The organism is Geobacter sp. AOG2, from assembly GCF_019972295.1.
Lineage (GTDB): Bacteria > Desulfobacterota > Desulfuromonadia > Geobacterales > Pseudopelobacteraceae > Oryzomonas.
The window spans coordinates 2,801,107-2,826,823 of the sequence record NZ_BLJA01000001.1; the positions used below are offsets into that span (position 1 = coordinate 2,801,107).

The following is a 25,717-nucleotide window of genomic DNA, read 5'->3' on the forward strand; positions in this document are numbered from 1 at the left end:
TGTCCAGTGAAGGGGGTAGATTGTGCACCAACTATGAAACAACCTCCTTCTACACCCCGCAAAATAGAATTTCAATGCAAAATCAAAGTGTTAAAAAAATTAACATAAAACTGCCAATCCTTTATCTCCTTGTTTTCACATTAAAAAAGGCACCCGGAACCGGCCCGGATGCCCTTGACTGTGTCATTTTGATACAAAATTAGTCGCGCGGGGAGCAGGTAAGCCTGCCCGCAGCTCGACGAACCTACAGCGCCGCCGCGACGGACGTTGCCAGCGGTGTCGTGCCCCTGCCGATCAATTGGCTGAGCTGATGGCCGTCGTCGAACAACCCGCCCCTGGAAACCCCCGTACCCGAATTGGCGAGCAATTCCGCGACCACTTCCGGCAATCCCGCCTTGAGCAGGGCGTTCTTGTAATCGGCCTCCGGCAGGTTCACATAGCCGATGGTCTTGCCCGACTGGCGCGAGATCTCCGCGGCCAGCTCCGTCATGGTGTAGGCGGTGTCCCCGGCCAGTTCATAGACGCGGCCCGCCTGGTTGTCCGCGGTCAGGACGACCGCCGCCGCTTCCGCATAGTCGGCGCGCGCGGCGGACGAGGTGCGGCCGTCGCCCGCGCAGCCGTACACCGCGCCAAGCTGCAACGCGGCGGGCACGCCTGCCGTGTAGTTCTCGGTGTACCAGCCGTTGCGCAGCAGCGCGTAGGGAATCCCGGATTCGCGGAGCATGGCTTCGGTCTCGCTATGCTCGCCCCCGAGTCCCAGGGGCGTGGTATCGGCGCGCAGCAGGCTGGTGTACGCCAGCAGTTTTACCCCCGACCGCCTGGCGGCGTCGATGACCGTGCGATGCTGGGGCGCGCGCTGGCCGATCTCGTTGGATGAGATGAGCAGCAGCGTGTCCGCGCCCTTCAGCGCCCCGTCCCACGTTTCGGGCAGGCTGTAATCCGCGTGGCGCACCTGGACGCCCAGGGCGGCAAGGTCTTTGGCCTTGTCCACATTACGCACGGCGGCGACGATCCCGGCTGCGGGCACTTTCTTCAAAAGAGATGCGATGACCAAACGGCCCAATTGTCCGGTGGCTCCTGTAACGACGATCATGATGAAACTCCTTTCCGCGGTGTTTGACGTATTGTATGGCTTCACCATATCATGTATAATTACTTTTAGTAAGTACGCACAAAAAGGTTAGTACCATGACAAAATCGAAAACCCCGAAACTCTCGGAACTGCTGCGGCGCGGCGAGATCTTTGCCGTGGAATGCCCCTCGCGGGAGATCCTCAAACACGTCACCAGCCGCTGGGGCGTGCTCGTGCTGGTGGCCCTGATGGGAGGCACGCACCGCTTCAGCGACCTGCGGCGCAAGGTGGGCGGGGTCAGCGAGAAGATGCTGGCCCAGACGCTGCAATGCCTGGAAAAGGACGGCTTCATCGACCGGGTGTCCTTCCCGGTGGTGCCGCCCCATGTGGAATATACCCTGACGCCCATGGGCAGGGAGGTCGGCCGGAAGGTGGAATCGCTGGCCGATTGGATAGAGATCAACCTGCCGAAGATCATGCAGGTGCAGCAGGGGAGGTAACGAGGATCTGTGCGGTAATGGTGTCCCGGATACGGGCACGGCGCGCCTCCGTCCGGGCCGCCCTGCCCCAAAACAGCGTCACAGCCAGTCGGTCAGCATCACGCCCACCCCGATCCGGTTGTTGGAATGATTGTAATCCACCAGGCTCTCGCCATAGCCGTTGAAGTACTGGACATACCCCCGCAGCTTCTTGTGGAGCGGAAAGCTCCAATCCACCTGCACCGCCCCCTTGTTGCCCTCGGCGCGCAGGTTGTTGCGCAACAACAGCGTCAGGGTGTGCTGTTGCAGCTTGTGCAGGATGCGCAGCTCCCCGTAGCCGTAATACCGCTCCATATGGGGATTGTCGTCGTCCGCCGCGCTCTCGGGGATGCGGAACCACGGCCTGATGTTGACATAGGTCCGGTCCGAACCGAACACCATGTTGGCGTCGATGCGGTTCCAACTGCGGGAAAGCGGCTTGGACCGCCCGTTGGACTGGTGGTTGAAGCCGACGGTGATGATCTTGCTGGTCACGCCCAACAGGGTGTAATTGGTGGTGAAGGCCAGAAAGGCCTCCGGTTCGAAATTGATCTCGCGGAACGGGGCCGACGACCTGCTGTTGTAGGCCTGCCACAAGGCGAGTTGGCTGTAGGCGACAAAGAGGGTGCCGTTGTTGCCGAAGATGTTTTCCCAGAGCGGGGTCTTGATGCTCAGTTGAAACTTGACCTCCGCCTTGTCCAGGCTCTCGGCGTTGCCCGTCGCGTCGGAGTACACCTTGGCGTTGGGCGACGTGTTATAGGCCATGGGAAGCAGGTAGTTGGGCTTGTGGGGCATGATGGAAAACAGGGACTTCTTCACCTGGGTTTCCTGGCGCAGGCGCTGTTCCAGCGGGGAATCGTCGAGGGGCGGCGGGACCTGATCCGGCTCCGGGGATGGCGGCGCCGCGGGGAACAGGGGGAACACCGGGGGCGGAGCCGGGGTGGTACAGACCTCCGCGGCCCGGGCCGCGGCCGGCAGGCCCAGGGCAAGCAGGGTGAACAGCAGGACACGGACCATCGTTGCGCCGCCGGTGGACAGGGTCATGGGGACAATCCTCCTGGGCGGAACAATACCACATAAAGGGGTGGTCACCGCAACGTATTTGCAATGCCCGGATACCGGGCCGGTAACAAATGCGCAACAAAGTCGTTTCAGCATCGGCACCCCATAACCTGCATGCTTTTGTTATAAATCCATAATCTTTTCACACTACCGATTATGGAGGGCAACAAGCATGGATGCAGTAAAAAAGGGGCTCACGTGTGCAGCATTGACGATGGTCGCGGCATGTTCCGGCTTGGTGGCCGGCTGCGGCGGAGACAGCTCGGCGCAACCGGCCGCCCAGACGCAGATGATCTTTACCTCCGACGCCCACTACGGCATCAAACGGCCCGCGGCGGGCTTCTTTAACGGTTACAGCAGCGGCTATCAGGTCAACGGCGCCATGGTCAGCGTCATGAACACCATCTCCGACGTCACGACCCCCTGCGGCGACAGCGGGCTCAACGCCTGCCAGAGCGTCGGCCCCGTGGACTTCATCGTGGAAGGCGGCGATATCGCCAACCGTTCCGAAGGCGCCACCGGCAACCAGACCGCCGCCACCTCCTGGTCCCAGTTCAAGGCCGACTATATCGACGGCCTGACCTTGAGGAACAAATACGGCAGGCAGTCCTCGCTGTTCCTGATCCCCGGCAACCATGACGTATCCAATGCCATCGGCTTCTACAAGGCGCCCATGAACGCGGCGGACGGGTCCGGGCTGGATGCGACCTCGTATGTGCAGATCTACAACCTGATGATGAGCCCGGCCACCGCCCTGACGAACGCGGCATTCGTGGGAGCCAGTCCCAGCGCCGCCACCGCCGCGGCCAGCTATCTCAGCAACAGGATTAACTACTCCAAGGATATCAACGGCGTCCACTTCGTGTTCATCACCATGTGGCCCGACAGCACCGCCCGCGCCTGGATCGATAACGACCTCAAGAACGTGGCCGCCACGACCCCGGTCATCCTCTTCGCCCACGACCAGCCGGACATCGAGACCAAACACCTGACCAACCCCAACGGCACCCACGACATCAACGCCACGGACAAATTCGAGAACATGGTCACGGATGTTGCCGCCAGCGCCACCACCTCCGGCACCAGCACCACCGAGCAGCGGGCCATGGTGGCGTGGCTGAAGACCCACAAGAACATCGTGGCCTACTTCCACGGCAACGACCATATCAACGGCACCTACACCTACACCGGGCCGGACAACGACATCAGTCTGAACGTGGTACGCGTCGATTCCCCCATGAAGGGCTCGCTCTCGGCAACGGACCCGTCCAAACTCACTTTCAAGGTGGTCACCATCGACGCCGCCGCCCAGAAGATGACAGTGCGGGACTACCTGTGGTACACCAAGCGCTGGGGCGCCACCACCAACATCTCCCTGGTCCCCCGCACCAACTAGTCCGCCTCCCGCAGCCGCAGCGAAAACAAAAACCCGCACTGGAAACAGTGCGGGTTTTTTATGCCGTGCCCCGGCCGGACGAGACTTTTTCCCTGCGGCAGGGACCTTCCCGGTAGTGCGGGAGGATCAGGCGGAAACGGAAAACAGGGAATGCAGAGCGGATTTCTCGGCAGTGCTTACGGGCTGGGAGGGTTTCGGCTTGGCGGGCGTCTCGCCCTCCGCCTGTGTCGAGGAGAGCGTGACCGTGTCCGTTTGCGCGGCGGCGGCCGCGTCGACCGTAGCGATCCTCGTCCGTTTCGGTTTATTGGCTTTTTCCTCGGCCTGCTGCTTGCGCAATTGGGCGTATTCCGCCTCCAACTGCATGGCAGCGGCCTTACGCAAAGAGATGCTCATTTTATCGGTCCAGTGGGCTTCAAGATGTCGGAAAATTGTTCCGGTGCCATTAAAACATCTTCCTTGCGGTCAAAAATATGACTTATGGCCACCCGCTCATCCGGCGTGACGCCCGTATATTGACTCTCTATTTCGACCACACGTTGCACGTCCATCCGCTTTTCACCTGTAATCCCGGTAGTATCGCCGCCCCGACATCGTTATGAGGCCATTACTGTCATTCTGACTTACCAAAGATATTAGTGCAAACAGCCTGCCAACATGTCACCGCAGCAACAAAACCCGGAGATACGGCATTGGCCGCCTTGCGGATTTCTCTATCCTGTCGCCGGAATTCACCCGATGCGGCACTCCACTCCATGGCTCGGGATAAAACGAAAGGGGTAGCTTGCCATTCCGATCTTCAAGGAATTAATTACAGAGAGGCCAAGATGGAACATTCCACCATGGCCTCTATTGACATCCGATACGCGATATTTACGTTTTTCTCCGGGGAAGTGGTACGTTCTCTGCTTCTAGCGGCACGCCTTCAGCGCGATCCGTGTGTCGTCGATGTGTTTCTGGAGTCCTTGGGCGCTCTCCATCACGTTGCCGTTGATATCGTTCGCCTTTGCAAGCCGGTAGAAACTCGCGGCCCATTCGCTGCCGTTGTAAAGCTGCTTCAGTGAAATTTCCGTCAGGCCGATAATCGGAAGCTGATTTTTGACCCACTTGCCGAAGATCCGGTTGGCCGCGGCGATCTTGCTGATATCCAGCAGCGTGTTAAGTTCTGGGCTCTCCGCCTGAAAGTACTTCCCCACTTTCGGGTCCGCCAGGATCTCCCTCACCTCCCCGTTGGAGGAGTTGAGTTGCGCGAGGAGCGCCGACATACCGTCCTTGACAAAGGTCTGCCAATCGTTCACCTGGCTTGCCAATTCCGCCGCCTTCCCCGACGACGAGAGGAGTTGCAGCCGTCGGATCTTCGCCTCCAGCGCCAGAATGTCCACACCTTCCGCCGCCATCCTGGAGGCGTTCCGGGTGTAGATCTCCTGCAACCGCTCCGCAGCCTTGCCCCTGTTGCCAAGGGCCTCCAGCAAGCCGCCTGTAAAATATTCGATACCGTCTTTTGCTGCATTCACCAGCGCGCCCCGGTTTGTGGCCTCCCACTCGGTCACCTGATCCTGAGCCAGAAGGATTGTCTTGTAAAATTTGCCGCGCTGTTCCAGGAAGGAGTCCAGCTTCCGGGAGAGGGCGACACAGTCGGGCGGCTCGATGATCGGCTCTCCCTCGCCCTTCGCCTGCTTTTTCTTCCGGGGAACCGGCTTCGTACCGTCCTCCTTCAGGTTGCCGGCAGTGTACGTAACTGCATTGCGCAGATCCACCACCCGCGGGTCGTTCTCCGGCGCCACCAGGAGCCGCAGGTCGGCTTCCGGCATCGTATCGCCGAAAAAGGAGGTGCCCCGGCCGGTCAGGGTGTCCACCGGCTTCGCGGACCCTCCCGCGGTGTCGAACGGTTGCCGGGCGGCGGCGGCCTGCGCCTCCGCCTCCCCGTCCAGCGTCTTGAAATCCAGACCGCCTCCGCTCTCCTTGAATCCCAGGGCGGACGTGCCCTCCAACCCCTTGTACGTCCCGAGCATCCGGTCACGTTCCGCCTGGAACTCCGCTTCCTCCGCCCGCCGCCGCTCTTCCGCCTTGCGGGCCGCCTTGACGGAGGCATCGTGTTGGTCCATGAGCGCCCGGAGAGCCGGGGAGCTTCCCTGATGCGGGGCGCTCATGTTGGAGATAAGCCCCTGGAAGATACCCCCGACGATCATGGATTTCATCTGCGCCTCTTGTGAAGCGGAGGAGGCGCGGGGCTTCGCTGCGGCTTTGCCGCCGCAATCCAGTTGGCCGCCGGAACAGGTGCACTTGTATCCCTGGTAGGCGAGGGCCTGCACCGACCCTTCGCAGTCCATCTTGGGACCATTGACCTGGGGGATGCCGGAGCCCGATGCAGAACCGGCGGCCAGAGCGAGCACCACCCCGCAAATCGCCGCGCGGCGCATCATACGCTCGGTATCCGCAGGATAGTGAGGGTGACGGGATCCTTTACGTCCTTGCGCAGGATGTCGAGACGGACCGGAGCGCCCGGCTGGCCGTAGAGCCGCATCATCGCTTCACCGGCGTTGAGGCTCTTTACCGGCACCCCGTCGATGGCCAGTATTTCATCATCGTCCCTCAGCCCCGCCTCATATGCCTCGGTTTCTTGGTCGAGACGCACGCCAAGATGCCCCTGCCATCCCTGTCCGACGACAGAGAAACCGCCAGCCCACCAGGAATACAGCCCCTTGTAGGAGACGCCGGGGCCGAGGCCGGCAGGCCCCAGCGGCCCATAGAGGACCTCTTCGACCCCTCTTTTGCCGGTGACCGTCACTCCCGAACAATAATCGTCCCCCAGGATCGCCAGTTGGGTTGACGCACTGAACGTGGTGACCTCATAGCGCAGGGTGATCTTCTTTTCCCGTTCGTTTATTTCACCGGCAACCTCGGCGGTATCCGGCGGGATCTGACACTTCTCGGCGGTGACGGGCCCGCGGCTCCAGGTTCCCGATAGCCGGCCGCCCCGCACCGTCAGATGGTGCTCGGCATGGGCGCGTTGAGAAATGGGAATGCTCCCGACCAGGGTATAGGTGGAGTGCGCCTCCTCCTCGGTCACTCTCCGCTGGTCGGTCTTGAGGACAATGCCGTTGCCCTCCATGGCCAAGACGTACCAGGCGCCGGTGGAGGCGACCCAGGAACCCGCCCGCCCCTTCTCCCGGGCAATCTGTTCCTGGCGAAACTCAAGCTTCACGATCTCGTCGCGCACCTTCTGAGCGTCTTCCGCCCCCGGCGCAACCGCAAGATACTGCCGGTAACTGGCAATCGCATCGTCATACCGCCCCAGTTGGGTCTGCACCTTGCCGAGATTGAACCAGGCGCTGCCGAGCTGGGGGGAGATATCGGCGGCAGCCAGAAATTCCTCCTCGGCCAAGGCCAGTTCTTCGGGCGACTTCGCCATCTCGATGGCGGCCATCCCGCGCAGCATGTGCTTTCTGGCATCCTCGGGCGTTCCCACGGTTTTGATCCGCGGCGGCGGGGAGGGTTTCGTAGCGGCAACGGCGGCGGCTTGTGCGCGTTCCGCCTTACGCTCCGCAAGCGTCTTTTTCGGGGGAACCGTGGCGCATCCCGCCACCACAAGCGTCAGTGTCAGCACCAGTACCGCCGGCCATCCTCTTCGCATAATGATCCTCCTCCAGCATAAGGTCTACGAACGCACCAGTAGGGAACGCCGCACTTCCCAGGACCGAAAACATCCCGAGACGCCACATCGAAGCCGGCAAATAGTGCCATACCATATCGCTTGTTGATTATATGAGATTGGCTGGCCCGATAACCGCTCCAAAGGCACTACCCGGATGATTGAAGAGGAACAAACTTCCGCGCTGCCCTTGCGAGCCCAGCCTTCCACGCCAAGAGGAGCTTTATGAAACTTTACCCCTAAATCGACACGTATACAAGTCTCTACTACCCCGCAAGTGGTGAAAAAACTGTGGGATGGCAGGGTTTATTCCATTACTTACAAAAGCCTTGCTTCTCTTTTAGTAGCATGCTATAAAATCAATAGCGCGCTACAAATTACATAGCAAGGAGATCATCATGCCGGTCATCACTATTGACATGGGAAAAACGGACGTGGAACGGAAGAAGGCCCTGATCAAAAACTTGACAAAAACCGCCGCAGAGGTCACAAATATCCCCGCAGAAAAGTTCACGGTTTTGATCAATGAACTGGACGGCACCAACATCGGGGTTGGCGGTCTGACCCTCGCCGAGATCAAGGCGGCGCAGGCTCGCTAACCGGAACCGGGCACCGATTCCGGCGGTCCGCGGCAGCCCGGATCGGTGCCCGTTCTTCCCCACCCCAAAAAGGAGACAGCCGCTCCCCATGTCCATTCCAAGCCCCGGAAAAAAGGTACGCGGATCTCTCTCCGGTACCCCGATCAACGCCCTGTTCGACCTTTTGGGCCGCCGCTGGGCGCTGGGCATCCTGTGGAACCTGGAAAACGGCCCCTGCACGTTCCGCAGCTTGCAGGAACGTTGCGGCGACATCTCCCCCTCCATCCTCAATAGCCGCATCAAGGACCTGCGCGAGGCGGACCTGGTGGAAAAGACCCTCGATGGGTATGTGTTGACGCGGCGGGGCAAGGAACTGCGCGCAATCATCCTGCCGCTGGGGAAATGGTCCGCCGTGTGGTCGAAAGAGGTCTTCGACTACATTAAGCCGGGCCTGCTCGAAGAGCCGGAGCCGGTCGATCCTCCGGAATCCCGCTAGCCCCCTCGTCTTCCGACCCTATTTTTCCGAAAACGCCAGATGCACGCCCAACCCGGCAAATGCGGCGGCAAAACTGCGGCGCAGCCAAGACTGGACCGTCTTCGATTCTATGACGGCAGTTCGGAACGCATGGGCCAGCAGGCCATAGACCAGGAACACCGCAAAGGTCATGGCCATGAAGATGCCGCTGAGAAGCAGCAGTTGCAGGAAGGGGCTGCCCGAGCCGGGTTTGACGAATTGCGGCAGGAACGCCAGGAAGAAGATGGTCAGTTTCGGGTTGAGGATATTGAGCAGCAAGGCCTTTACCACCAGGGACAGGGCCGTGCTCCGCGGCGGCGTGTTCTCCAGGGCGAATGCGGAGGTGTCTTTCCAGGTCGCATAGGCGATGTAGAACAGGTAGGCCACACCGGCGTACTTGAGCGTCTGGAACGCCAGCGCGCTGGCGTGCATGAGCGCGGTCAGGCCGAGGATGGTGGCGAGAAGGTGGGGGATGATGCCCGCCGTGCAGCCGAGTGCGGCATAGAAGCCGGCCCTGCGTCCCTGGGTGATCCCGGTGGAAACGGTGTAAATCACTCCCGTGCCGGGAATGAGTACGACGATGAGCGAGGTAATGAGGAATTCAACAGTGATCATGTAGTATGCTCCTTAATAGGTATTAGGTGGCATGTAAAAATTGAGCTGCGGATAGGTACCTGTGCCATCTGTAACCTCACTTGTAAATGAAACTCGCATACATCAGCAGAATAGTAATTACAAGAGTGGCAACAAAAACGTAGCCAGCACCCGTCAAAAAAGGATCATTTAATTCAGCAGGTTTGCGCTTTATCATGAATTCAACAATTCGCGCGAGTTGTTTAGGCGATCCAAAGATTGTTTTATCTAACTCTAAACGGACGAAGACATCGCCATGCTTGTCTTTTAGCCTGACTAGGGTTACTACAAGTAGAATATTCATAATGACGATTACGGTCATCAAAACAGCAAACATTCCCTGATTTCCATTTCAATCAGTATTTGATCTACTCAACGGCGTCGGCCTTGACCGGCGACGTTAGGCGTCCGCGTCTGAGGACGTGGTTGGGTGTCACTTAGCAAATAATACTCTCGCAATGCCAAAGGTGAACGCAAAGAGAAACCCATATGGGAAACTTTCAAGCCGGACAACATCTCTGCATCTTTTCTTCAGGTACCGTCCAATCACACTCATCAAAAATCCCAACAGTACCGGAAGAACAATAATACTCATAGACCTCATATTTGGGTCTGTTATCAGGTACTTTGGGAATATGAGGAGCGAAGACAAGCCTGCAAAGTAACCGACTACTGCATAAATGACCGCAGCAGATATAGGTGAGACTTTACTTTTTTCTGGCGCTCTGGATCTGGAAATACTTTTCGCTATTTTCGCAGTACACACTTCAGCGGTGCCGTACAAAATAGCTTGGCCAATTATTTCGATCAGTATTTCCATCATTTTTTGTCACCTAACGGCTCGGCCGGTAACCCGGCGCAGGGTCATCGCGACCGGGTCCACTGGTCTTGTTAGAGTCTGATCACTCAAATTTTGGTTCAGGCCACTCAAAGGGACCAATAAGGGGTCAGGCTGCTTATTGCCCCCTGGCGACTCAATTGTTGCCTACCCCCTTCATCTGCCCTTCACTCCCCCACCACTCACATAAACCTCTTCCCCACCGAAAACGCCTTCCCCACCAGCGGCCCGACGGAATGATACCCCCTGTGGGCGGTGTCAAACACCAGCGGCTTCAGCTTGAGGATATCCGGCAGGCCGTCTTCGTCCACTATCTCCCGGTCCGCCTTCACGTCGATGATCTCGCCGACGAACTGGGTGTGTATCCCCAGGTCGAAGGTATGCACCAGCCGGCACTCCAGCACCAGCGGGAACTCCGCCGCATAGGGGGCGTCCACCAGTTCGCTCCTCACCTCCGTCAACCCGGCGATGGCGAACTTGTCCGCATTGCGCCCCGAGGCGATCCCCACGTAGTCGGCCTCGGCCATGTGGGCCTCGTCGGCGATCCCCACGGTGAACGCTTTGCGCTCCACGATGGCGTCGTAGGTATGCCGGGCCTTGCGCACGGATACGGCGATGCAGGGGGGTTCGGAACAGCAGACGCCGCCCCACGCGGCATTCATCAGGTTTGGTTTGCCTGCGCTGTCATAGGTGCCGATCATCAGTGCCGGTGTGGGGAACAGCAGGGTCTTTGCACCAAGCGATTGTTTCATGTCATCTCCCGTGTAATGGTGTCAAAGTATCTAGGAAGCGTGAGGCCGGGCTTGACGCCTGAGCATCATCGTTCCCGGAAAAGGGTCCGGCTCACCGGCTATCCCTTTCCAGCAGCGCCCGGCCAAGGGCTTTATTCCTGAGCAGCTTTTGTTTCGCTCTATTAGTGGCAGTAAGCGTTCCGGTGCGGATGCGGTGCAGGGCTTCCTCATTCAGAGACAGGAATCTCCGGAAGTCGCGTTTTTTGTAGGCCTTATCCGCCGCGGTCAGATAGGCTTTGACCGTGGTGAAGGAGTAGCGTTTATGAGGGACCGCGCGTTCCTGGTGCGGCACAGGCCGTTCTTTGACCTGCTCCGGCGGTGGCGGCGGCGTGGTCGTTGCCGCAGGCGGTGCCGTTGTTTCTTTTGGCGGTGACGGGGGGGGTGGGGGGACCGGTTGCGTGGGAGGCGACAGCGGATTGGGTTTGTCCATCCGATCCGCAGGATTGTAGATATTGGATGCGGGGTTCTCGATCTTGAACATCTCCGCCGCTGCAGGCGCAGTCAGACAGAGAGCAACAACGATTCCGGCGGCGGCTCTTCTCATGGGCATGATTTCCTCACGTTCCCGATCTTGCGTAACAGGCTGCGGAAAATCCACGGCTCTGGGCGTCAGGCCGTGCATTCTCTAAAAATAGGCGAGCAAACACCTTCTTCCCCTTTTACACCCCGCAAAACCCGATTTCAATATTAAATCAACGTGTTAATTTTATTAACATTTTCGCGCCACCATCCTATTTGCCTGTTATCACATGAAAAAAGGCACCCGGAACGTGCCCGGATGCCTTCGATTGCGTCGTTTTGCCACGAAAAAAAGTTTCGCGGATGAGCGTTTGAACCTGCTAAAACGCCATGTTCAGGCTGCACTGCACCTTGCCCTCGGAGGGATAGGAATGGTTGTCGTAGCGCACGGAGCCCAGGCCGTAAGCGCCGTCGATATCGAGGAAGAGAAACGGTGCGCCGACGCTGAAACCGGCGGTTACGGCGCCGCTGCCCGATTCGGCAAGGTCGGTGTAGCCCCCGGCGCGGAACTTGAGAGACTCGAAGGGGTGGAATTCCGCGCCGCCGCCCAGTTTCTGGCTCTTGAGCCCCGGCACCAGGGTGGTGTTCTTAATCACGTCCACGTCGCCGACCAGATCCAGCCAGCTCAACAGCTCCGCGGAGAATCCGGCGCGGACCTGCGGGTCCACGGTGATCTTGTCGCCGTTTTTCGCTTTGAACGAGGGGGAGTTGAGGTATTTGCCCACCATGGCGACGGTGACCGGGACCGGCAGGAAGCTACCCATCTTCCACATGGCGCCGAGATCGACCCCCCACGAGGAGGAGCCGTTGCGGTTTTTGGACAGGTCTTTGGTCAGGTCTTTCGAGGAGATGGAGGTGCCGGTGGCGGTATCGAAGATCTGCGACGTGGTGGAGGTCGCCTCGCCGTAGAGGTATTTGCCGGTGACGCCGAGGCCGACATGGCCCAGCTTGCCCACATCCATGAGGTAGCCGTAGGATACGGGGGCTTCGATGAGCGCAATGCCGCGCGTTGTGACGGTCTCTTGCGACAGCGTCGTATTGATGGCGTTTATGGAGCTGGTGTCCACGGGAACGGTGTGGGGGACCGCCCCACCCTCGAAGGTCCCGAAGACGCCGAAGCCGAACTGCTTGACCTGGACGCCGAGGGCGGCGTCGGCGGTGGCCCGCAGGTTGTCGGTGGGGGAGACGTTGGCGACGGCGTCGGCAAGGTTAGTCTGGGCGGTGGCGTCCGCCTGGTTGTTGTTCCAGGCGTCGTAGGCCTTGGACATGTTGTCCATGTCTTCCGCCAGCTTCTTGTCCGGCTGCAGGCCGGCTCCGGCCGTCAGGGACACGGTGACGGACTTCTTCGCAAAGGCCAGGCCGGCGGGATTCCAGTACGGGGACATGGCCCCGTCGCTGCGGGCCACCCCGGCCCCGCCGACGCCGAGGGAGCCGTTGCCCACCGCTTGGAATTCGAGAGCATGCCCGCTCTCGCAGAGACCGAGGACCACAACGGCGGCTACGACCGAACGCTTCAACATGGGGACTTCCTCCTGGGTTGAGATTACTGTGTGTTGTGCCGGTAATTCGGCCCTTCATTCATCAAGGCTGATCGGTGGCTTTCTTCAAAAGCGCCGCAAGCTCGTTCGGCCGGTACGGCTTCTGGATGAAACCGGCCAGCCCCTTGCCCGAAAAGCGGCTGATGGAGTCGGATTCATTGTACCCGCTGGTGAGAATGACCCTGACGTTGGGGTTGATGCGCCTCAGCTCGGTATATGCGGCGGTGCCGTCCATATGCGGCATGGTCATGTCCAGCAGCACCAGGTCGATTTCGTCCCCGTGTTTCCGGTATACCTCAAGGGCCTCCAGGCCGTTTTCGGCCGTGAGTACCTTGTAGCCCCATTGCGTTATCATCAATTCCGCCACGGTGCGGACGGTTTCCTCGTCGTCCACGACGAGCACGGTCCCGCTGCCGCGCAAATCCTGGAAAGCGTCCAGGACGTTTTCCCGGCAACGGTCGCTGGTCGCTTCAAGGGCCGGCAGGAGGATTTTGAAGGAGGTGCCCCTGCCGGGTTCGCTGTACACCTTTATGGCGCCGCGATGACCGCGAATGATGCCGATGACGGCCGAAAGCCCCAGACCGCGGCCGGTAAACTTCGTCGTGAAGAAGGGGTCGAAAATGCGGAAGCGGGTTTCCTCACTCATGCCGCACCCGTTGTCGGAAACCTCCAGGGTGAGATAATGGCCTTCGGTGAGGTCCTCGTCGGCAAGGGTCGTGGTCAGATAGTGGCGGTCGACATTGATCAATCCCGTGGATACGCAAATCACGCCGCTTTTGTCGTTTATCGCATCGGAGGCGTTGATGACCAGATTCAGGACCACCTGCTGGATTTGCGAGACGTCGCCCTCGAACAGCGGGAGATTATCGGCAAAATTGAACTTGAGAATGCATGATTTGGATATGGATATGGAGAGTAAATGTTCTATGTCCGTGATCACTTCGTCGAGTTTCAGGGACTGGGTCGTATACTTGCCTTTTCCCGCATAGGCCAGAAGGTTTTTGGTCAGGTCGGCGGCGCTCTTGGCGGATTTTATGATCTGCTCGATATTATGCCGGTCCGGAGACGTGAGCGGCAAACGCATCAAGGTCAGATCGGCGTATCCCATCATCCCCACGAGGATATTGTTGAAGTCGTGGGCAATCCCGCCGGCAAGGACGCCGAGGCTTTCAAGCTTCTGCACATGAAGCAGTTGCTTGTTCAGGTTCTGCCGTTCCTCCTCCAGCACCTTCATTTGGCTGATATCGTTCAGTATCAGCACGGACCCCTGGAATTTGCCGCTGACATCGAGCATTTTTTGCATGCACACCAGGAAATGAAACCTCCCGGCGGCGGTTTCGACCTCATTCTCCATGTAGAGGCGGCTGTCCTGGCTTGCCTCGAGCTTCCTGACGTCGTCTTCGATTATGGCCGGGATTGCGGTAACTTGGCCCGAATAATATTGGGTTCCCGGAGTGTCGACCCCGTAAAAGATCCTGCCCGCCGCCAGATTGAAATTAAGGACCTTATTGTCGTTGCCGATGATGAAGACGGGGTTCGGCGAACTTTCGAAGATGGTAAGATACCGGTTCTTCTCGTTGTTCAATTCGATATTCTTCTCTTGCAACTCCCGGTTGCGGCCCGATTCGGTCGTATTGATCCATTCCGTCGAGAAAGCCAGCTCCACCCGGTCGAAATACAGGACGACGATCTCCCGGTAACGTTCCTTGTCCTCTGCACTGAAATCCGATTGCCTGATCAGGTCGACATACGATTTGCGGTAATACTTCATAAGGCCGAGAAAGAGACAGAAATCTATGCCGCGTTCCCGGTGTTTCTGAGCCTCCCCAATACCGAAGGCCCCTATGGGGTCCCCGAGAAAATCCTCTTTCGCCGCCAGATACGGCAGGGGCGCCCCCCTCTGCAATGCCTCCAGGAGAGGTGCGGAGAGCCCGGAAACCGATGTTCGCCAAGCTTCCAGGAGGGTTGAGGTGAATTCCGTATAACGGTGGTCTTTGGCATAACCAAGGACCCGGTCCATCAACCAGTTTTCATTGCTGACGATAAGATCGTGCAGATTCCGCATGCAATAAATTCCCCCAACGAATCTTATCGGCGTCGTAATTCATACCTTTACCATTATGCCGGCCCGGCCAAAATGACGGCAAACACGACGCCGCACCAACGGTCCTCCTCTTCTACCTTACACAAAACAGAATTTCAACGTAATTTCAGGATGCTGAAAATTTTACACACATGGAGCAATCGGCCTATCCCCCGGCGACCTCGGGCGCACCGGCCAATGCCAGCCAGGCCTGGGCGGCGTGGGACAGGTAGCCGCCGCGCCGCCACACCAGGGCCATGTGCCAATAGATCGCCGGATGCTCGATGGGGAGGCGCTTCGTCAGGGGGTGTGGGCGCTGCTCGGCGATCAACCGCGGCAGCAGGGCGATGCCGAGCCCCGCGGCGACCAGCTCGATGATGAAATCCACCTGGCTCGACCGGGTCGCCACCCTGGGTGTGAACCCGCTTTCCCGGCATGCCGCCATGATCATCGGATTGAGCGCGAAGCCTTCGCCGTACAGGATGAACGGCAGATCGGCCAGCGCCTTGAAGGTAAGCTTCTCGCGGCGCGCCAGGGGATGATCGGCGGCCAGGAGCACGTCGATCGGCTCCCGCCGCACCTCCTGCCAATCGAACTCCCCGCTCACCGGCAAAAGCGAGGCGGCCAGATCCAGCTCGCCGGCCAGCACCAGTTCTTCCAGGCGCTGGCTGCCATGCTCCAGCAGCTTGATCTCCACACCGGGATACCGGCTCCGGTAGGCGGCAAACCAGCGGGCAAAGAGGGTATTGCTGCCGATCAAGGGGAATCCCAGGCGCAGCGTGCCCCCCTTGAGGCCCCGCACCTCCTCCAGCTCCGTCCGCAGATCGTCGCCCTGGGCCAGGATGCTCGCGGCCCGGCGAAAGACGACCTCGCCCGCCTCCGTCAGCCTGCTCTGGTGGCCGACCCGTTCCAGCAACCGGACCCCCAACTCGTCCTCAAGCTGCTTGACCGCCTTGCTCACCGTGGATTGGGTGACGAACACCGCCTTGGCGGCCCGGGAAAAGCCCCCCTGGCGGACCACCTCCACAAACGCCCGCAACGCCCGGATTTCCATGAGTATTCCTATTTGGAATCAATATAAGTCGATAAATTCATTTTACGAATATCACGAATCGGCTTACAATTCAATCATGCAGGTTGCAGAAAGGGATTAGCCATGAATATGTACCATCATCTCAAGATCGTCTGGCGGCGGCGCTGCCGCTCAAGCCTGTTTTTGCAGACACTTCTCATCATGATCTTCTGGCTGGCGGGCGAGTTTGTCGCACGGGCCGCCCACCTGCCCATACCGGGGGCCATCGTGGGGCTGTTCATCGTCCTTGCCCTTCTGGGGAGCAAGCGGCTCAGCGTGTGCTCGGTGCAGCGGGGGGCGCGGCTGTTTATCGCGGATATGCTCCTGTTCTTCGTACCGGCCGTATTGGCGGTCCTGGACCATCCCGAGCTGCTCGGCATGGTGGGCTTGAAGATCCTCGCGGTGATCGTACTGGGGACGCTCACCGTCATGGTCGTCACGGCCACGGTCATCGATGTGTGCTATAGCCTGAACCTGACGGGGAAGGGACCTGCCGATGCCGCAGAGTGAGATGATCCTGCAGGCCGCGTTCTGGTCCGCCTTGACCATTGCGCTCTATGTGGGCGGGAAAGAGCTGTACCGCCGCTTCCCCCGCTGGTGGACGTCGCCGCTCCTGGTCGCGCCGCTCGTGCTGATCCTGGCCGCGCTGGCGCTTCACGAGACCTATGGGGAGTACATCCGGGGGACCCACTGGCTGGTCGCCCTGCTCGCGCCCGTGACCGTATCGTTCGCCGTCCCCATCTACGAGCAACGCTCGTTGATCCGCCGCCACTGGCCTTTGCTGGTCCTCGGCATGCTGGCGGGGAGCGCCGCGTCCATAGCCTCTTCCTGGGCGCTGTCCAACCTCCTCGGCCTGGACGACGCCACGCGCCTGAGCCTGCTGCCCCGTTCCCTGAGCACCCCCTTCGCCATGACCGTATCGGGCGACATCGGGGGCATCCCGGCGCTCACGGCGGTGTTCGTGGTGATTACCGGACTTTTGGGCGCGGTGATGGGCGAGGGTTTGATCAACTTCCTGCCGCTGCGCTCTTCCGTGGCCCGCGGGGCTTTGCTCGGCATGGGCGCCCACGGGGCGGGCACCGCCAAGGCCTATCAGATCGACGGGGAGATCGGCACCATTGCCGGGCTCGTCATGGTGCTGGTCGGCATGCTCAACGTCCTGGCCGCGCCCCTGCTCGTTCATGTTCTGCGGTGATGGGGGGGAAGACAGTATACTTGATTGACCGGAATCCCCCCCTGCCGCCGGAATATCCCTAAAGCACTCGCGGCAATTCCCCGCGTCATTTATAGCGATAAATGACGTACCCTCCAATATCCTGAATATAGTTTCTGGCGAAGACCTCGATCCCGTATTCGGGGTTGACCGGCGTTCCTCCCAGCGGGCTGAGAAGCTCCATCAATTCCTCTCGGCGGGACAGGACCGATTTGGTGTCGATCAAGAGGAACTTCGCTCCATTTTTCCTGCCGTAGTCGACCACTTCCCTCACCCCACCCTTCGGAAGGCCGAGCACCGGGCGATCGGCAAAGTAGCCAACCAACCCCCAACGGGTCATGATGATGTCGCGAGGCTGAGAACTACTCTTTATGATCTCGCCGGCTCCCTTGAAGATAGCCTCGGTTTCCACCGCTTCGTGCACGAGCCCCGGCATCTGATAGCTGGCATCGGCAACCCTGTAGGATGTGAGCGCCATATATGCGACCGGCACCAGCAGAATGCCCGACAAAAGGACCTCCAGGAATCGTGGCCTTAGTGCCGGGAACTTCCCGGCAACCCACATTCCACCGAGCAGCAGCGTATCGAGGCAGAAGGCGAAACAGATAAAAGTCAGCGCGAACAACGGATAGATATAAGAATGGGTCTTGGGTAAATTTACCACCAATGTCGGCGCGATAACCGCTACCAAGGCCAAAAGCAGAAGTGTATTGCGCCATGGACTTTTCCACGCCAACAACAGGAAACCGAGCAACGTGGCGACATTCATCCAGGCAGGAAAGGTGCCGACATATACCCTTGCGAACCCCTTGATATTTTCTCGTATCGCCGCTGCGAACACCGGCAACGTCCTATAGGATTCTTTCCACGCGGATAAACCCGTTGCCGCATTTTGTTGCAATCCCCCTTTGGCATTAAGCGTCAGCACGGCATCCGCGCTTTTTACCTGCGTAGCAGTCAGGGCGGACAACGTCCACCCCCCTAACGTAAGGCGCAGGGTCACCAGGTAGGGACCGGCTATCAGCAAAAAACCGATCAGGAAAAAAACGGGCAGTGCCAGGTTTTTCCTCTTGAAGCCGTATGTACCGACAAGGAGCGTCAAACAGAAAAGCAAGCCATAACCGAACCCGACTATCCCTTCCGGTCGTGCCAGAAAGGATAGTGCCATAAATACTCCAGAGCAGAAAAACCATCTCCGCTCTCTCTTTACCAATCCAAAATGAAGGAGTGCCATGCCGTAAAGAAGATAGCAAAGGTAACTCGACTGGCTCAAAGGGGAGGTGGAAAAGAAGAGACTGAAGGAAAAGAAAGCCCAAAGCAGGCAAGCCGCAAGAGCTCCGACCCGTGACAGGTAAATTCGCGCTATATAATAAAGGGGGAGGACAATCATGGCATCCATAAAGATGGAGGCAAGGCGTGCGGCATATTCCAACCCGACGGGAAGCACGGCAAACAATGCGATCACTATCGGGTAACCCGGCGGTCTTCCCGCGACACTTGGAATGTTCAGGGAAAGGAAGCTCTTTGCCGTATCCATATATCCAACGGCGTCCTGTTCATGAATCATCATCGGATAATGGTATTTCGACAGGAAGTGATATCTCAAGGCGAATGCCAGGAGGAACAGCGTAACCGGCAGAACATATTCGAATTTAACGGTTCCCATTATTTTAGAAAAACCGGTTCGCTGCATCCCATCTCCCCCAAAACGCGCCGAAGAATTGTCGTTACGTACATATACCCCGGTTCAGCAACACAGGGGCCTGGAATCACCTTGCCTCAATATCACAACTCCCCTTCCCGTTAAAGAAAATTACATCATTGCCGGAAGAGCGGGAGTTCCCTTTCTCCGCCTCGCAGACCTGATTTCACCGCGAAATCAGAGTGTTAAAAATGAACATGCCAAAGAGCAATCCGGCCACCCCCCTGTTTTCACATGAACAAAAGGCACCCGGAACCTGCCCGGATGCCCTCCTTTGTGTCGATTCAGAAAAATTGCGCGGCTACGCGAAAGCCGCCCGTGGAGGAAATACGGAAACAAATGATCCTGATCTCCGCCTCGCAAGGCTTCGCGCTGCCCGGCGCCCCTCTCCTACCGCCTACCGCCTACCGCCTGCCGCCACTGAAGCCCCTGCCGTGGTAACCGCCGCCATGATAACCGCCGTCGCGGGCACCGTCCCTGTCGTGGTAGCCGCGCCCGCCGTCCGGAGCGCCTCTCCCATGGAAGCCGCCTCCGCCGTGCCCGCCGTGGCCGATGAACACGTAATCGGTGCCCCAATAGGCGTAGGGGTACGGGCCGTAGTAGTAGTCATAGGTGCGATAGGGTGGATAATAACCGTCGTCGTAGACCGGGACGGCAATACAGCCCGCCGTCAGAAGTGAAATCGCCATCAGAAGAAGAAGTTTTTTCATGTGGCACCTCCTTCGATGCCCATATGTCTCTCTGCTGAGTTAGACGTTCGATACGGCTGTTTCGTTACAAGGATTCGCCGGAGGGAAAAAAACAGGGGCCGGACAATCCGCCCGGCCCCGCATTAAGGGTATGTTCGCAAACCGTCCCACGGAAGCGCCGAAAGATTACGCGACCCCTTTGCCGTTGAGGAACGGGCCGTATTTTTTGTCTTCACCCTGGATGTGGTTGACGAGCCAATCCTTGAGGAAGGTCATCACCGCCATGCTCAGGGCCGATTTGGTGGCCTGATACTGTTTCTGCAAATCCAGGACCTGCTTGGTGAGCTTGTCGTGCTCGGCCTTGTGCTTGGCCAGGTCGGGATAGCCGTTTTGCTGCATCAGTTTTTCCTCGTCCGCAAAATGCGAGGCGGTATAGGTGATCAGGGAATTGAGGATCGGCCCCAGGACTTCGCTCCCCTTGCCCACCTTCATGGCGTCGTGCAACTGGTTGACCATGACGACCAGTTGTTTGTGCTGTTCGTCAAACTGTTTGACATTGACGCTGAACGCCGAACTCCAGATCATGATTGCCATACCTGTTGCCTCCGTATTCATAAAAAGTTTGGCCACACACATGTGAACAGCCTTATTAAATTATTTATATAACGAATTAACCATTAGCCGTCAATTATAATCTTATTGATCTTGTTGCCGGGACGTGAAAATTATAGCGGCAAAACCGGCGAGAGCCATGGGCCGGGACGTGAAAACCGGGTGGGGGTCGAGCGGAGGGCGGAGGGCGGAGGGCGGCCGGACCCGCTCCCCGAAAACGGCAAAGGCGGCCCATCGGCCGCCCTGGTTGTAGCTTGATGCATCCTGTCGCGGGCATTCCGCGGGGTGCGGTCATCCGCCCCCCCGCCCTATCTCCCGAACACCTTCCTGAGCAACTCCGTCCCCCGGGCCGCCGGGTCGGTCCTGATCTTCTTCTCCTCCTCGCCGAGCATGGTGAAGAGGCCGTCCACCGCCTTGGAGGCGACATAATGGTCCAGGTCGAACCCGCCGACGCTCGCCCCGGCAAAGGGGATGGACTCCACCTTGCCCATCATCTCCTTGTAACGGCGGGCCACGCCCACGTCCTGCATGCTCGACGCGACCACCGGCTTGAACGCGGCATAGATCCGGTCGCCGGTCTTCCGCCGGAAATAGTCGGTCGCCGAGGTGTCGCCCCCCTGGAGGATCTTCCGGGCGTCGTCGAAGGTCATCTCCCTGAGCGCCGAGACGAAATACTCCGTGGCCTTGGGCGCCGCCTTTTCCGCGGCCCGGTTCATGCTGAGGACGAAATCGTCCACCTGGTCCTGAAAGCCGAACCTGCCCAAAAGATCGGCCACGTTGCGGATCTTCTCCGGCATGAGGATCTTGATCGCCGCGTTGGCAAAGTAGCCGTCCCGCTGCCCCACCGCCGTGACCGCCCTGGTGGTGCCGGTGGCCAGCGCCTCCTTGAGGCCTTTCACGATGGTGGAATCGTCCAGGCTGTCGCCGGAGGAGCCGGAAAGCCCCAGCCCCCTGGTGATATCGTCGAAGAAACCGGCATGGGCGGCCGGAGGGGCCGCTGCGAGAAGCAGCAGGGCCAGGCATAGTGCGGGTGCATGACGGCGTTTCATGGCGCCTCCCTGGTTGGTTTTCGATCTCGAACGCTGGGTCTGAACAATTGTACCATCAACCCGCGACTTTCCCACTAAAAGCACACTATTCCCCAGCCCCGGCCCCAAACCGCAACGGACGGCCCCTCCCCATCACCCCTGTGCGTAGCCGACGATGCTCTCCACATGGATGGCGGTCGTGTTCAGGAACGGGAGGCCCGACGGGCTTTCCTCCAGGATCAGGGGCAATTCGGTGCAGCCCAGGATCACCCCGTCGATCCCCTCCCGGGCGGCCAGGCGTTCGATCACCGCCAGGAGCCCCTGACGGGTCTCGTCCCGGATGACCCCCAACTCTATCTCGGTCATCAGCTTTCCGTGGATGTACTCCTGATCCGCCGCCGGAGGCACCACCACCGAGATCCCCCGGGCCGAAAACACCGGGGCGAAGAAATTGGCCTGCATGGTGAACTGCGTCCCCAGGAGGCCGACCTTTCCCAGCCCCAGCTCCCGCGCCTTGTCGAGGGTCGCGGCGACGATGCTCAGCAGGGGGATGGGGGATTGCGCCCGGACCCGGTCGAAAACCACATGGGGGGTGTTGGCCGAGATCGCGGCGAAATCAGCGCCGGCCCGGTGCAACGCCCCGATCCGCGCCGCCAGGAGGGCGGTGAGGGCGTCCCATTCCTGCCGGGCAACCAGGCCGAGCACCTCCTCCATATCCACACTGTAGATGACGATCTCCGGGGCCGCCAGACTCCCCTCCCGCCTGAACGCCTCGATGATCCGCTTATAGTAGTCAACGGTCGATTCCGGGCCGAGACCGCCGATAATGCCGATTCTTTTCATGGCGTTTCCCTCATCGTTCATTAAAATTCATGCAGGCGGACGAGCCGACGCTACCCATCTCGTCCGCGCACCGTCCCGAACCCGCCCCTGACGAATATACACGCTCCGTTCACACGCCACTCAAAAAAATTCAGGGAACCGGTGTTTTTCCCTTGACACCCCCTCTGCCGAAAAACGTGGCAATGTAACAGGACCGTCACAAATTCAGCATCTTATCGCACTACTCCCCAAGTTTTTCCACAGCCATCTGGGGAAAGCCTTTCCACCGGCCCCGGCGCCGAAAAATCCGTCCGAGGAACGGCGCCAAGGCCCCCACCCCGGCAAATATGCAAAAAACCGAATTAAATAAGAACCATGGACCTTGTTTTGCCCCATGAAAAGGATGTTTATGTCGTAACTCCGGTATGTTAAAAAAATTAACACTACCCGGAGCGTGATAAAAAATGTGGCACAAACCGGTCATCGCAGGGAACAATCCGAAGGGGCTCGCCCGGGGTAGCAGATGAGTCGCAGCCGAGGAGGGAATGATGGGCTGATGGACTGATGGGTTGATGGGACTTATAGGACCAATAGGAATTATGGGACTGAAGTCCCATTTGTCCCATTTGTCCCATTTGTCCCATTTGTCCCATTGGTCCCATTGGTCCCATTGGTCCCATTGGTCCCATTGGTCCCATTGGTCCCATTGGTCCCATTGGTCCCATTGGTCCCATTGGTCCCATCTTTCCTATCATTCCTACTACCCATCATCCCCATTTTCTGTATCAAAATGACACAAAAAACGCCGTCTGATCCCGGCCCAAACGTTTTTTCCCATTGAAAACAGCATGATACACATGGCACAAATAATGTTAATTTTTTTAACATATTGAAATTGCATTGTAATTTTTATTTCGTTGTGTAGAATTATTATATACGTTTATGTATTTTAATACTTAGTGAGCCCCCAAGGAGAGTCGGAGCCGCACGAAGGCATCATCACGTTCCGCCACCTGTCCCGCACGGAGAGCATGGAATGGAGACCACAAACATAATGCCGGCCAACGCTCCGCGTGAAACCCGGCGCCTGGCCCTGGCGTTCCTGATCCCGCTGGCGGCGTTCGCGCTGGAATGGTTCTTCTGGAAGGACCTCCAGCCCCATGCCTGGTTCCTCTTCTATCCGGCGCTCTTTTTCAGCTCATGGATCGGCGGTCTGTGGGGCGGGTTGACGGCGACAGCCTTCTCCACGACAGCGGTCTGGTGGTTTTTCATTCCGCCCCGGTACGAGTTCGCCCTGGACCGGCCCGCATCCGCCGTATCCATCGGGACCTTTGCCGTGATGGGCGTGGTCTTCTCCCTCACCCACGAACGCCTGAGAAAGGCCAACCAGCGGACGGCAACCGCGCTTGCCGCCGTCAACGCCGCCAGGGAGCACCTGAAGGAGCAGGTCGCCGCACGGACGGACGACCTGTCCCGGACCGTGAACGCGCTGCGGGAGAGCGAGGCCACCTACCGCCGCACCCTGGATTCCATGCTGGAGGGGTGCCAGATCATCGGCTTCGATTGGCGCTACCGTTATATCAACAGCACCGCCGAGGCGCACAACCGGCGGCCCGGCGCGGAACTGCTGGGCCGGACGGTGGCGGAATGCTGGCCCGGCATCACCGAAACCTTGTACTTTACCGTGCAAAAACAGTGCATGGAGGAGCGGACCACCCACCGGCTGGAAAATGAATTCACCTTCCCCGACGGGTATACCGGCTGGTTCCGGCTCATCATCCAACCCGCGACCGATGGTATCGCCATCTACTCCGAAGACATCACCGAGCGCAAACAGGCCGAGGAGCAGCTGAGAACGAGCGCGGCCGAATTCCGCCGTATCTCCCAGGAGTTCAACAGCCTGCTGGACGCGATCCCCGACGGCCTGATGCTTCTGGACCGGGAACTGCACATCCTCTGGGGAAACCGCGCCGCCACCCGGGACGTGGGTGCCGCAGGGGAAGGGCAGGCCGGGCGCAGATGTTACGTCCTGTGGGACGGCCGCACGGAACCCTGCGGGTCCTGTCCGGTGCCGCGCTGCTTCGAGTCCGGTTCCCCCGAGGAAGCGGTTATCGTCAATAGCGACGGCCGGGTCTGGGATATCCGCACCGTCCCGCTCACGGACGAACAGGGCACGGTTGCCAAGGCGATCGTGCTGCGGCGCGACATCACCGAACAGCGGAAACTGGAGACCCAGTACCTCCACGCCCAGAAGATGGAATCCATCGGCACCCTGGCCGGCGGCGTGGCCCACGACTTCAACAATATCCTGACGGCCATCATCGGTTACGGACAGATTGCGCTCATGGGCATGGAGGAGGACCATCCCCTGCGCATCAACTTCGACGGGATCATGGAGGCCGCGGAACGGGCCACCCATCTGACCAGGGAACTCATGCTGTTCAGCCGCAAGCAGGAAAGCATGCGCCAGCCGGTGGACCTGAACCTGATCGTCGGCAAGATGGAGCGGTTCCTGCACCGGATCATCGGCGAAGACATCATCCTGAAACAGGCGGCCCACGCCACCCCCCTGCCGATTCTCGCCGACAGCAACCAGATCGAGCAGGTGCTGATGAACCTGGCGGTGAACGCCCGCGACGCCATGCCCCAGGGCGGGGAGTTCGTCCTGCGCACGGATCGGGTGACCCTGCACGATGAGTTCGTCTCGGTCCATGGCTTCGGAAAGCCGGGGGTCTATGCGCACCTGGCGGTCTCGGACACCGGCCAGGGAATGGATGCGGCGACGTTGCAGCGGATCTTCGAACCGTTCTACACGACCAAGAAGGTCGGCAAGGGGACCGGCCTGGGACTGGCCGTGGTCTACGGCATCGTCAAACAGCACGAAGGCTTCATCACCGCCTCCAGCGAACCGGGGCACGGGAGCACCTTCAGCATCTATCTGCCCCTTACCGCGGCGCCGCAGTACGAGACCGGAGCGTACCAGGAGGAAGCGCCGCCCCCCCGCGGCACGGAAACGATCCTGCTGGCCGAGGACGACGATCTGGTGCGGCAGTTGGTCACCGGCGTGCTGACCGATGCGGGCTATACGGTGATCGCGGCGGCCGACGGGGAGGAGGCGGTGCACCGGTTCCGGGATCACGCCGACTCGATCCACCTGCTGCTCCTGGACATCATCATGCCGAAGATGAACGGCAAGGAGACCGCCGATGCGGTCCACGAGCTGTGCCCCGGGGTGAAGGCCCTCTACACCAGCGGCTATGCGGCCGACATCGTCCAGCAGAAGGTGTCCCCCGCCGACATCGCCAACCTGGTCCACAAGCCGGTTTCGCCCCCCGAACTGCTGAGAAGGGTGAGAAGCGCGCTGGACGGGGCCTAGCCGCGGAAAGCG

General features: G+C 59.4%; 26 protein-coding genes. 7 read left to right on the top strand and 19 right to left on the bottom strand.

Annotated elements, in window-relative coordinates; genetic code table 11:
* Positions 1-244: 244 nt before the first annotated feature.
* Positions 245-1,093: an SDR family oxidoreductase gene (locus LDN12_RS12860; RefSeq protein WP_223923061.1), complete on the bottom strand. Its 849-nt coding sequence runs from the start codon at positions 1,091-1,093 to the stop codon at positions 245-247.
* Positions 1,094-1,188: 95 nt separating this feature from the next.
* Between LDN12_RS12860 and LDN12_RS12865 the strand changes: the two genes are divergently transcribed.
* Complete coding sequence (locus LDN12_RS12865) at positions 1,189-1,572, top strand: helix-turn-helix domain-containing protein (protein ID WP_223923062.1); 384 nt, start codon at positions 1,189-1,191, stop codon at positions 1,570-1,572.
* A 78-nt stretch (positions 1,573-1,650) separates the two neighbouring features.
* Here the strand turns inward: LDN12_RS12865 and LDN12_RS12870 are convergent, their stop codons facing one another.
* A complete protein-coding gene (locus LDN12_RS12870; RefSeq protein WP_223923063.1) occupies positions 1,651-2,634 on the bottom strand; it encodes a phospholipase A in 984 nt (327 codons plus the stop codon).
* Positions 2,635-2,824: 190 nt separating this feature from the next.
* Between LDN12_RS12870 and LDN12_RS12875 the strand changes: the two genes are divergently transcribed.
* Positions 2,825-4,048, top strand: a complete 1,224-nt coding sequence (locus tag LDN12_RS12875; protein WP_223923064.1) for a metallophosphoesterase — start codon at positions 2,825-2,827, stop codon at positions 4,046-4,048.
* Between the two features lie 126 nt (positions 4,049-4,174).
* On the opposite strand, the gene LDN12_RS12880 is transcribed toward LDN12_RS12875, so the two are convergent.
* The 4 genes from LDN12_RS12880 to LDN12_RS12895 form a co-directional block, all read right to left on the bottom strand.
* On the bottom strand, positions 4,175-4,441 hold the full coding sequence (locus tag LDN12_RS12880) for a hypothetical protein (protein WP_223923065.1): 267 nt from the start codon (positions 4,439-4,441) through the stop codon (positions 4,175-4,177).
* Positions 4,438-4,596, bottom strand: a complete 159-nt coding sequence (locus LDN12_RS12885) for a hypothetical protein (protein WP_223923066.1) — start codon at positions 4,594-4,596, stop codon at positions 4,438-4,440. Before LDN12_RS12885 ends, LDN12_RS12880 begins: the two co-directional genes overlap by 4 nt.
* A 360-nt stretch (positions 4,597-4,956) precedes the next feature.
* A complete protein-coding gene (locus tag LDN12_RS12890) occupies positions 4,957-6,468 on the bottom strand; it encodes a hypothetical protein (protein WP_223923067.1) in 1,512 nt (503 codons plus the stop codon).
* A complete protein-coding gene (locus LDN12_RS12895; protein WP_223923068.1) occupies positions 6,465-7,679 on the bottom strand; it encodes a PDZ domain-containing protein in 1,215 nt (404 codons plus the stop codon). Before LDN12_RS12895 ends, LDN12_RS12890 begins: the two co-directional genes overlap by 4 nt.
* Before the next feature lie 416 nt (positions 7,680-8,095).
* Between LDN12_RS12895 and dmpI the strand changes: the two genes are divergently transcribed.
* On the top strand, positions 8,096-8,296 hold the full coding sequence (dmpI, locus tag LDN12_RS12900) for a 4-oxalocrotonate tautomerase DmpI (protein WP_223923069.1): 201 nt from the start codon (positions 8,096-8,098) through the stop codon (positions 8,294-8,296).
* 88 nt (positions 8,297-8,384) lie between these two features.
* The gene (locus LDN12_RS12905; RefSeq protein ID WP_223923070.1) at positions 8,385-8,771 is read left to right on the top strand and encodes a helix-turn-helix domain-containing protein; all 387 of its coding nucleotides are present in this window, start codon (positions 8,385-8,387) and stop codon (positions 8,769-8,771) included.
* 18 nt (positions 8,772-8,789) lie between these two features.
* Here the strand turns inward: LDN12_RS12905 and LDN12_RS12910 are convergent, their stop codons facing one another.
* From LDN12_RS12910 to LDN12_RS12945, 8 genes are all read right to left on the bottom strand, one after another.
* A complete protein-coding gene (locus LDN12_RS12910) occupies positions 8,790-9,404 on the bottom strand; it encodes a LysE family translocator (protein ID WP_223923071.1) in 615 nt (204 codons plus the stop codon).
* A gap of 76 nt (positions 9,405-9,480) precedes the next feature.
* Positions 9,481-9,759 (bottom strand): hypothetical protein, encoded by a 279-nt coding sequence (locus LDN12_RS12915; protein WP_223923072.1) that lies wholly within the window; start codon positions 9,757-9,759, stop codon positions 9,481-9,483.
* A 96-nt stretch (positions 9,760-9,855) separates the two neighbouring features.
* Positions 9,856-10,245 (bottom strand): hypothetical protein, encoded by a 390-nt coding sequence (locus LDN12_RS12920; RefSeq protein WP_223923073.1) that lies wholly within the window; start codon positions 10,243-10,245, stop codon positions 9,856-9,858.
* A 197-nt stretch (positions 10,246-10,442) separates the two neighbouring features.
* The gene (locus LDN12_RS12925) at positions 10,443-11,012 is read right to left on the bottom strand and encodes a flavin reductase family protein (protein WP_223923074.1); all 570 of its coding nucleotides are present in this window, start codon (positions 11,010-11,012) and stop codon (positions 10,443-10,445) included.
* A gap of 91 nt (positions 11,013-11,103) precedes the next feature.
* Positions 11,104-11,595 carry a hypothetical protein gene (locus LDN12_RS12930; RefSeq protein ID WP_223923075.1) on the bottom strand — a complete coding sequence of 164 codons (492 nt, stop codon included), beginning with the start codon at positions 11,593-11,595 and terminating at the stop codon, positions 11,104-11,106.
* A gap of 295 nt (positions 11,596-11,890) precedes the next feature.
* Entirely contained in the window at positions 11,891-13,090 is a 1,200-nt protein-coding gene (traF, locus tag LDN12_RS12935; protein ID WP_223923076.1) for a conjugal transfer protein TraF, read from the bottom strand.
* Between the two features lie 61 nt (positions 13,091-13,151).
* Positions 13,152-15,173 (bottom strand): response regulator, encoded by a 2,022-nt coding sequence (locus LDN12_RS12940; RefSeq protein WP_223923077.1) that lies wholly within the window; start codon positions 15,171-15,173, stop codon positions 13,152-13,154.
* Between the two features lie 184 nt (positions 15,174-15,357).
* On the bottom strand, positions 15,358-16,245 hold the full coding sequence (locus LDN12_RS12945) for a LysR family transcriptional regulator (RefSeq protein WP_223923078.1): 888 nt from the start codon (positions 16,243-16,245) through the stop codon (positions 15,358-15,360).
* A gap of 102 nt (positions 16,246-16,347) precedes the next feature.
* On the opposite strand from LDN12_RS12945, the gene LDN12_RS12950 reads away from it, so the two are divergent.
* The gene (locus LDN12_RS12950; RefSeq protein WP_223923079.1) at positions 16,348-16,773 is read left to right on the top strand and encodes a CidA/LrgA family protein; all 426 of its coding nucleotides are present in this window, start codon (positions 16,348-16,350) and stop codon (positions 16,771-16,773) included.
* Positions 16,760-17,458 (top strand): LrgB family protein, encoded by a 699-nt coding sequence (locus tag LDN12_RS12955; protein WP_223923080.1) that lies wholly within the window; start codon positions 16,760-16,762, stop codon positions 17,456-17,458. The genes LDN12_RS12950 and LDN12_RS12955 overlap by 14 nt, the downstream gene beginning before the upstream one ends.
* An 85-nt stretch (positions 17,459-17,543) precedes the next feature.
* On the opposite strand, the gene LDN12_RS12960 is transcribed toward LDN12_RS12955, so the two are convergent.
* From LDN12_RS12960 to LDN12_RS12980, 5 genes are all read right to left on the bottom strand, one after another.
* Complete coding sequence (locus LDN12_RS12960; protein ID WP_223923081.1) at positions 17,544-19,169, bottom strand: glycosyltransferase family 39 protein; 1,626 nt, start codon at positions 19,167-19,169, stop codon at positions 17,544-17,546.
* Between the two features lie 413 nt (positions 19,170-19,582).
* Complete coding sequence (locus tag LDN12_RS12965) at positions 19,583-19,888, bottom strand: hypothetical protein (RefSeq protein WP_223923082.1); 306 nt, start codon at positions 19,886-19,888, stop codon at positions 19,583-19,585.
* 165 nt (positions 19,889-20,053) lie between these two features.
* Positions 20,054-20,461: a bacteriohemerythrin gene (locus tag LDN12_RS12970; protein ID WP_223923083.1), complete on the bottom strand. Its 408-nt coding sequence runs from the start codon at positions 20,459-20,461 to the stop codon at positions 20,054-20,056.
* Positions 20,462-20,787: 326 nt separating this feature from the next.
* On the bottom strand, positions 20,788-21,528 hold the full coding sequence (locus tag LDN12_RS12975; protein WP_223923084.1) for a DUF4197 domain-containing protein: 741 nt from the start codon (positions 21,526-21,528) through the stop codon (positions 20,788-20,790).
* Between the two features lie 132 nt (positions 21,529-21,660).
* Positions 21,661-22,350 (bottom strand): aspartate/glutamate racemase family protein, encoded by a 690-nt coding sequence (locus LDN12_RS12980; protein WP_223923085.1) that lies wholly within the window; start codon positions 22,348-22,350, stop codon positions 21,661-21,663.
* A 1,015-nt stretch (positions 22,351-23,365) separates the two neighbouring features.
* On the opposite strand from LDN12_RS12980, the gene LDN12_RS12985 reads away from it, so the two are divergent.
* Positions 23,366-25,705 (top strand): PAS domain-containing protein, encoded by a 2,340-nt coding sequence (locus LDN12_RS12985; RefSeq protein ID WP_223923086.1) that lies wholly within the window; start codon positions 23,366-23,368, stop codon positions 25,703-25,705.
* The last annotated feature ends 12 nt before the right edge of the window (positions 25,706-25,717 follow it).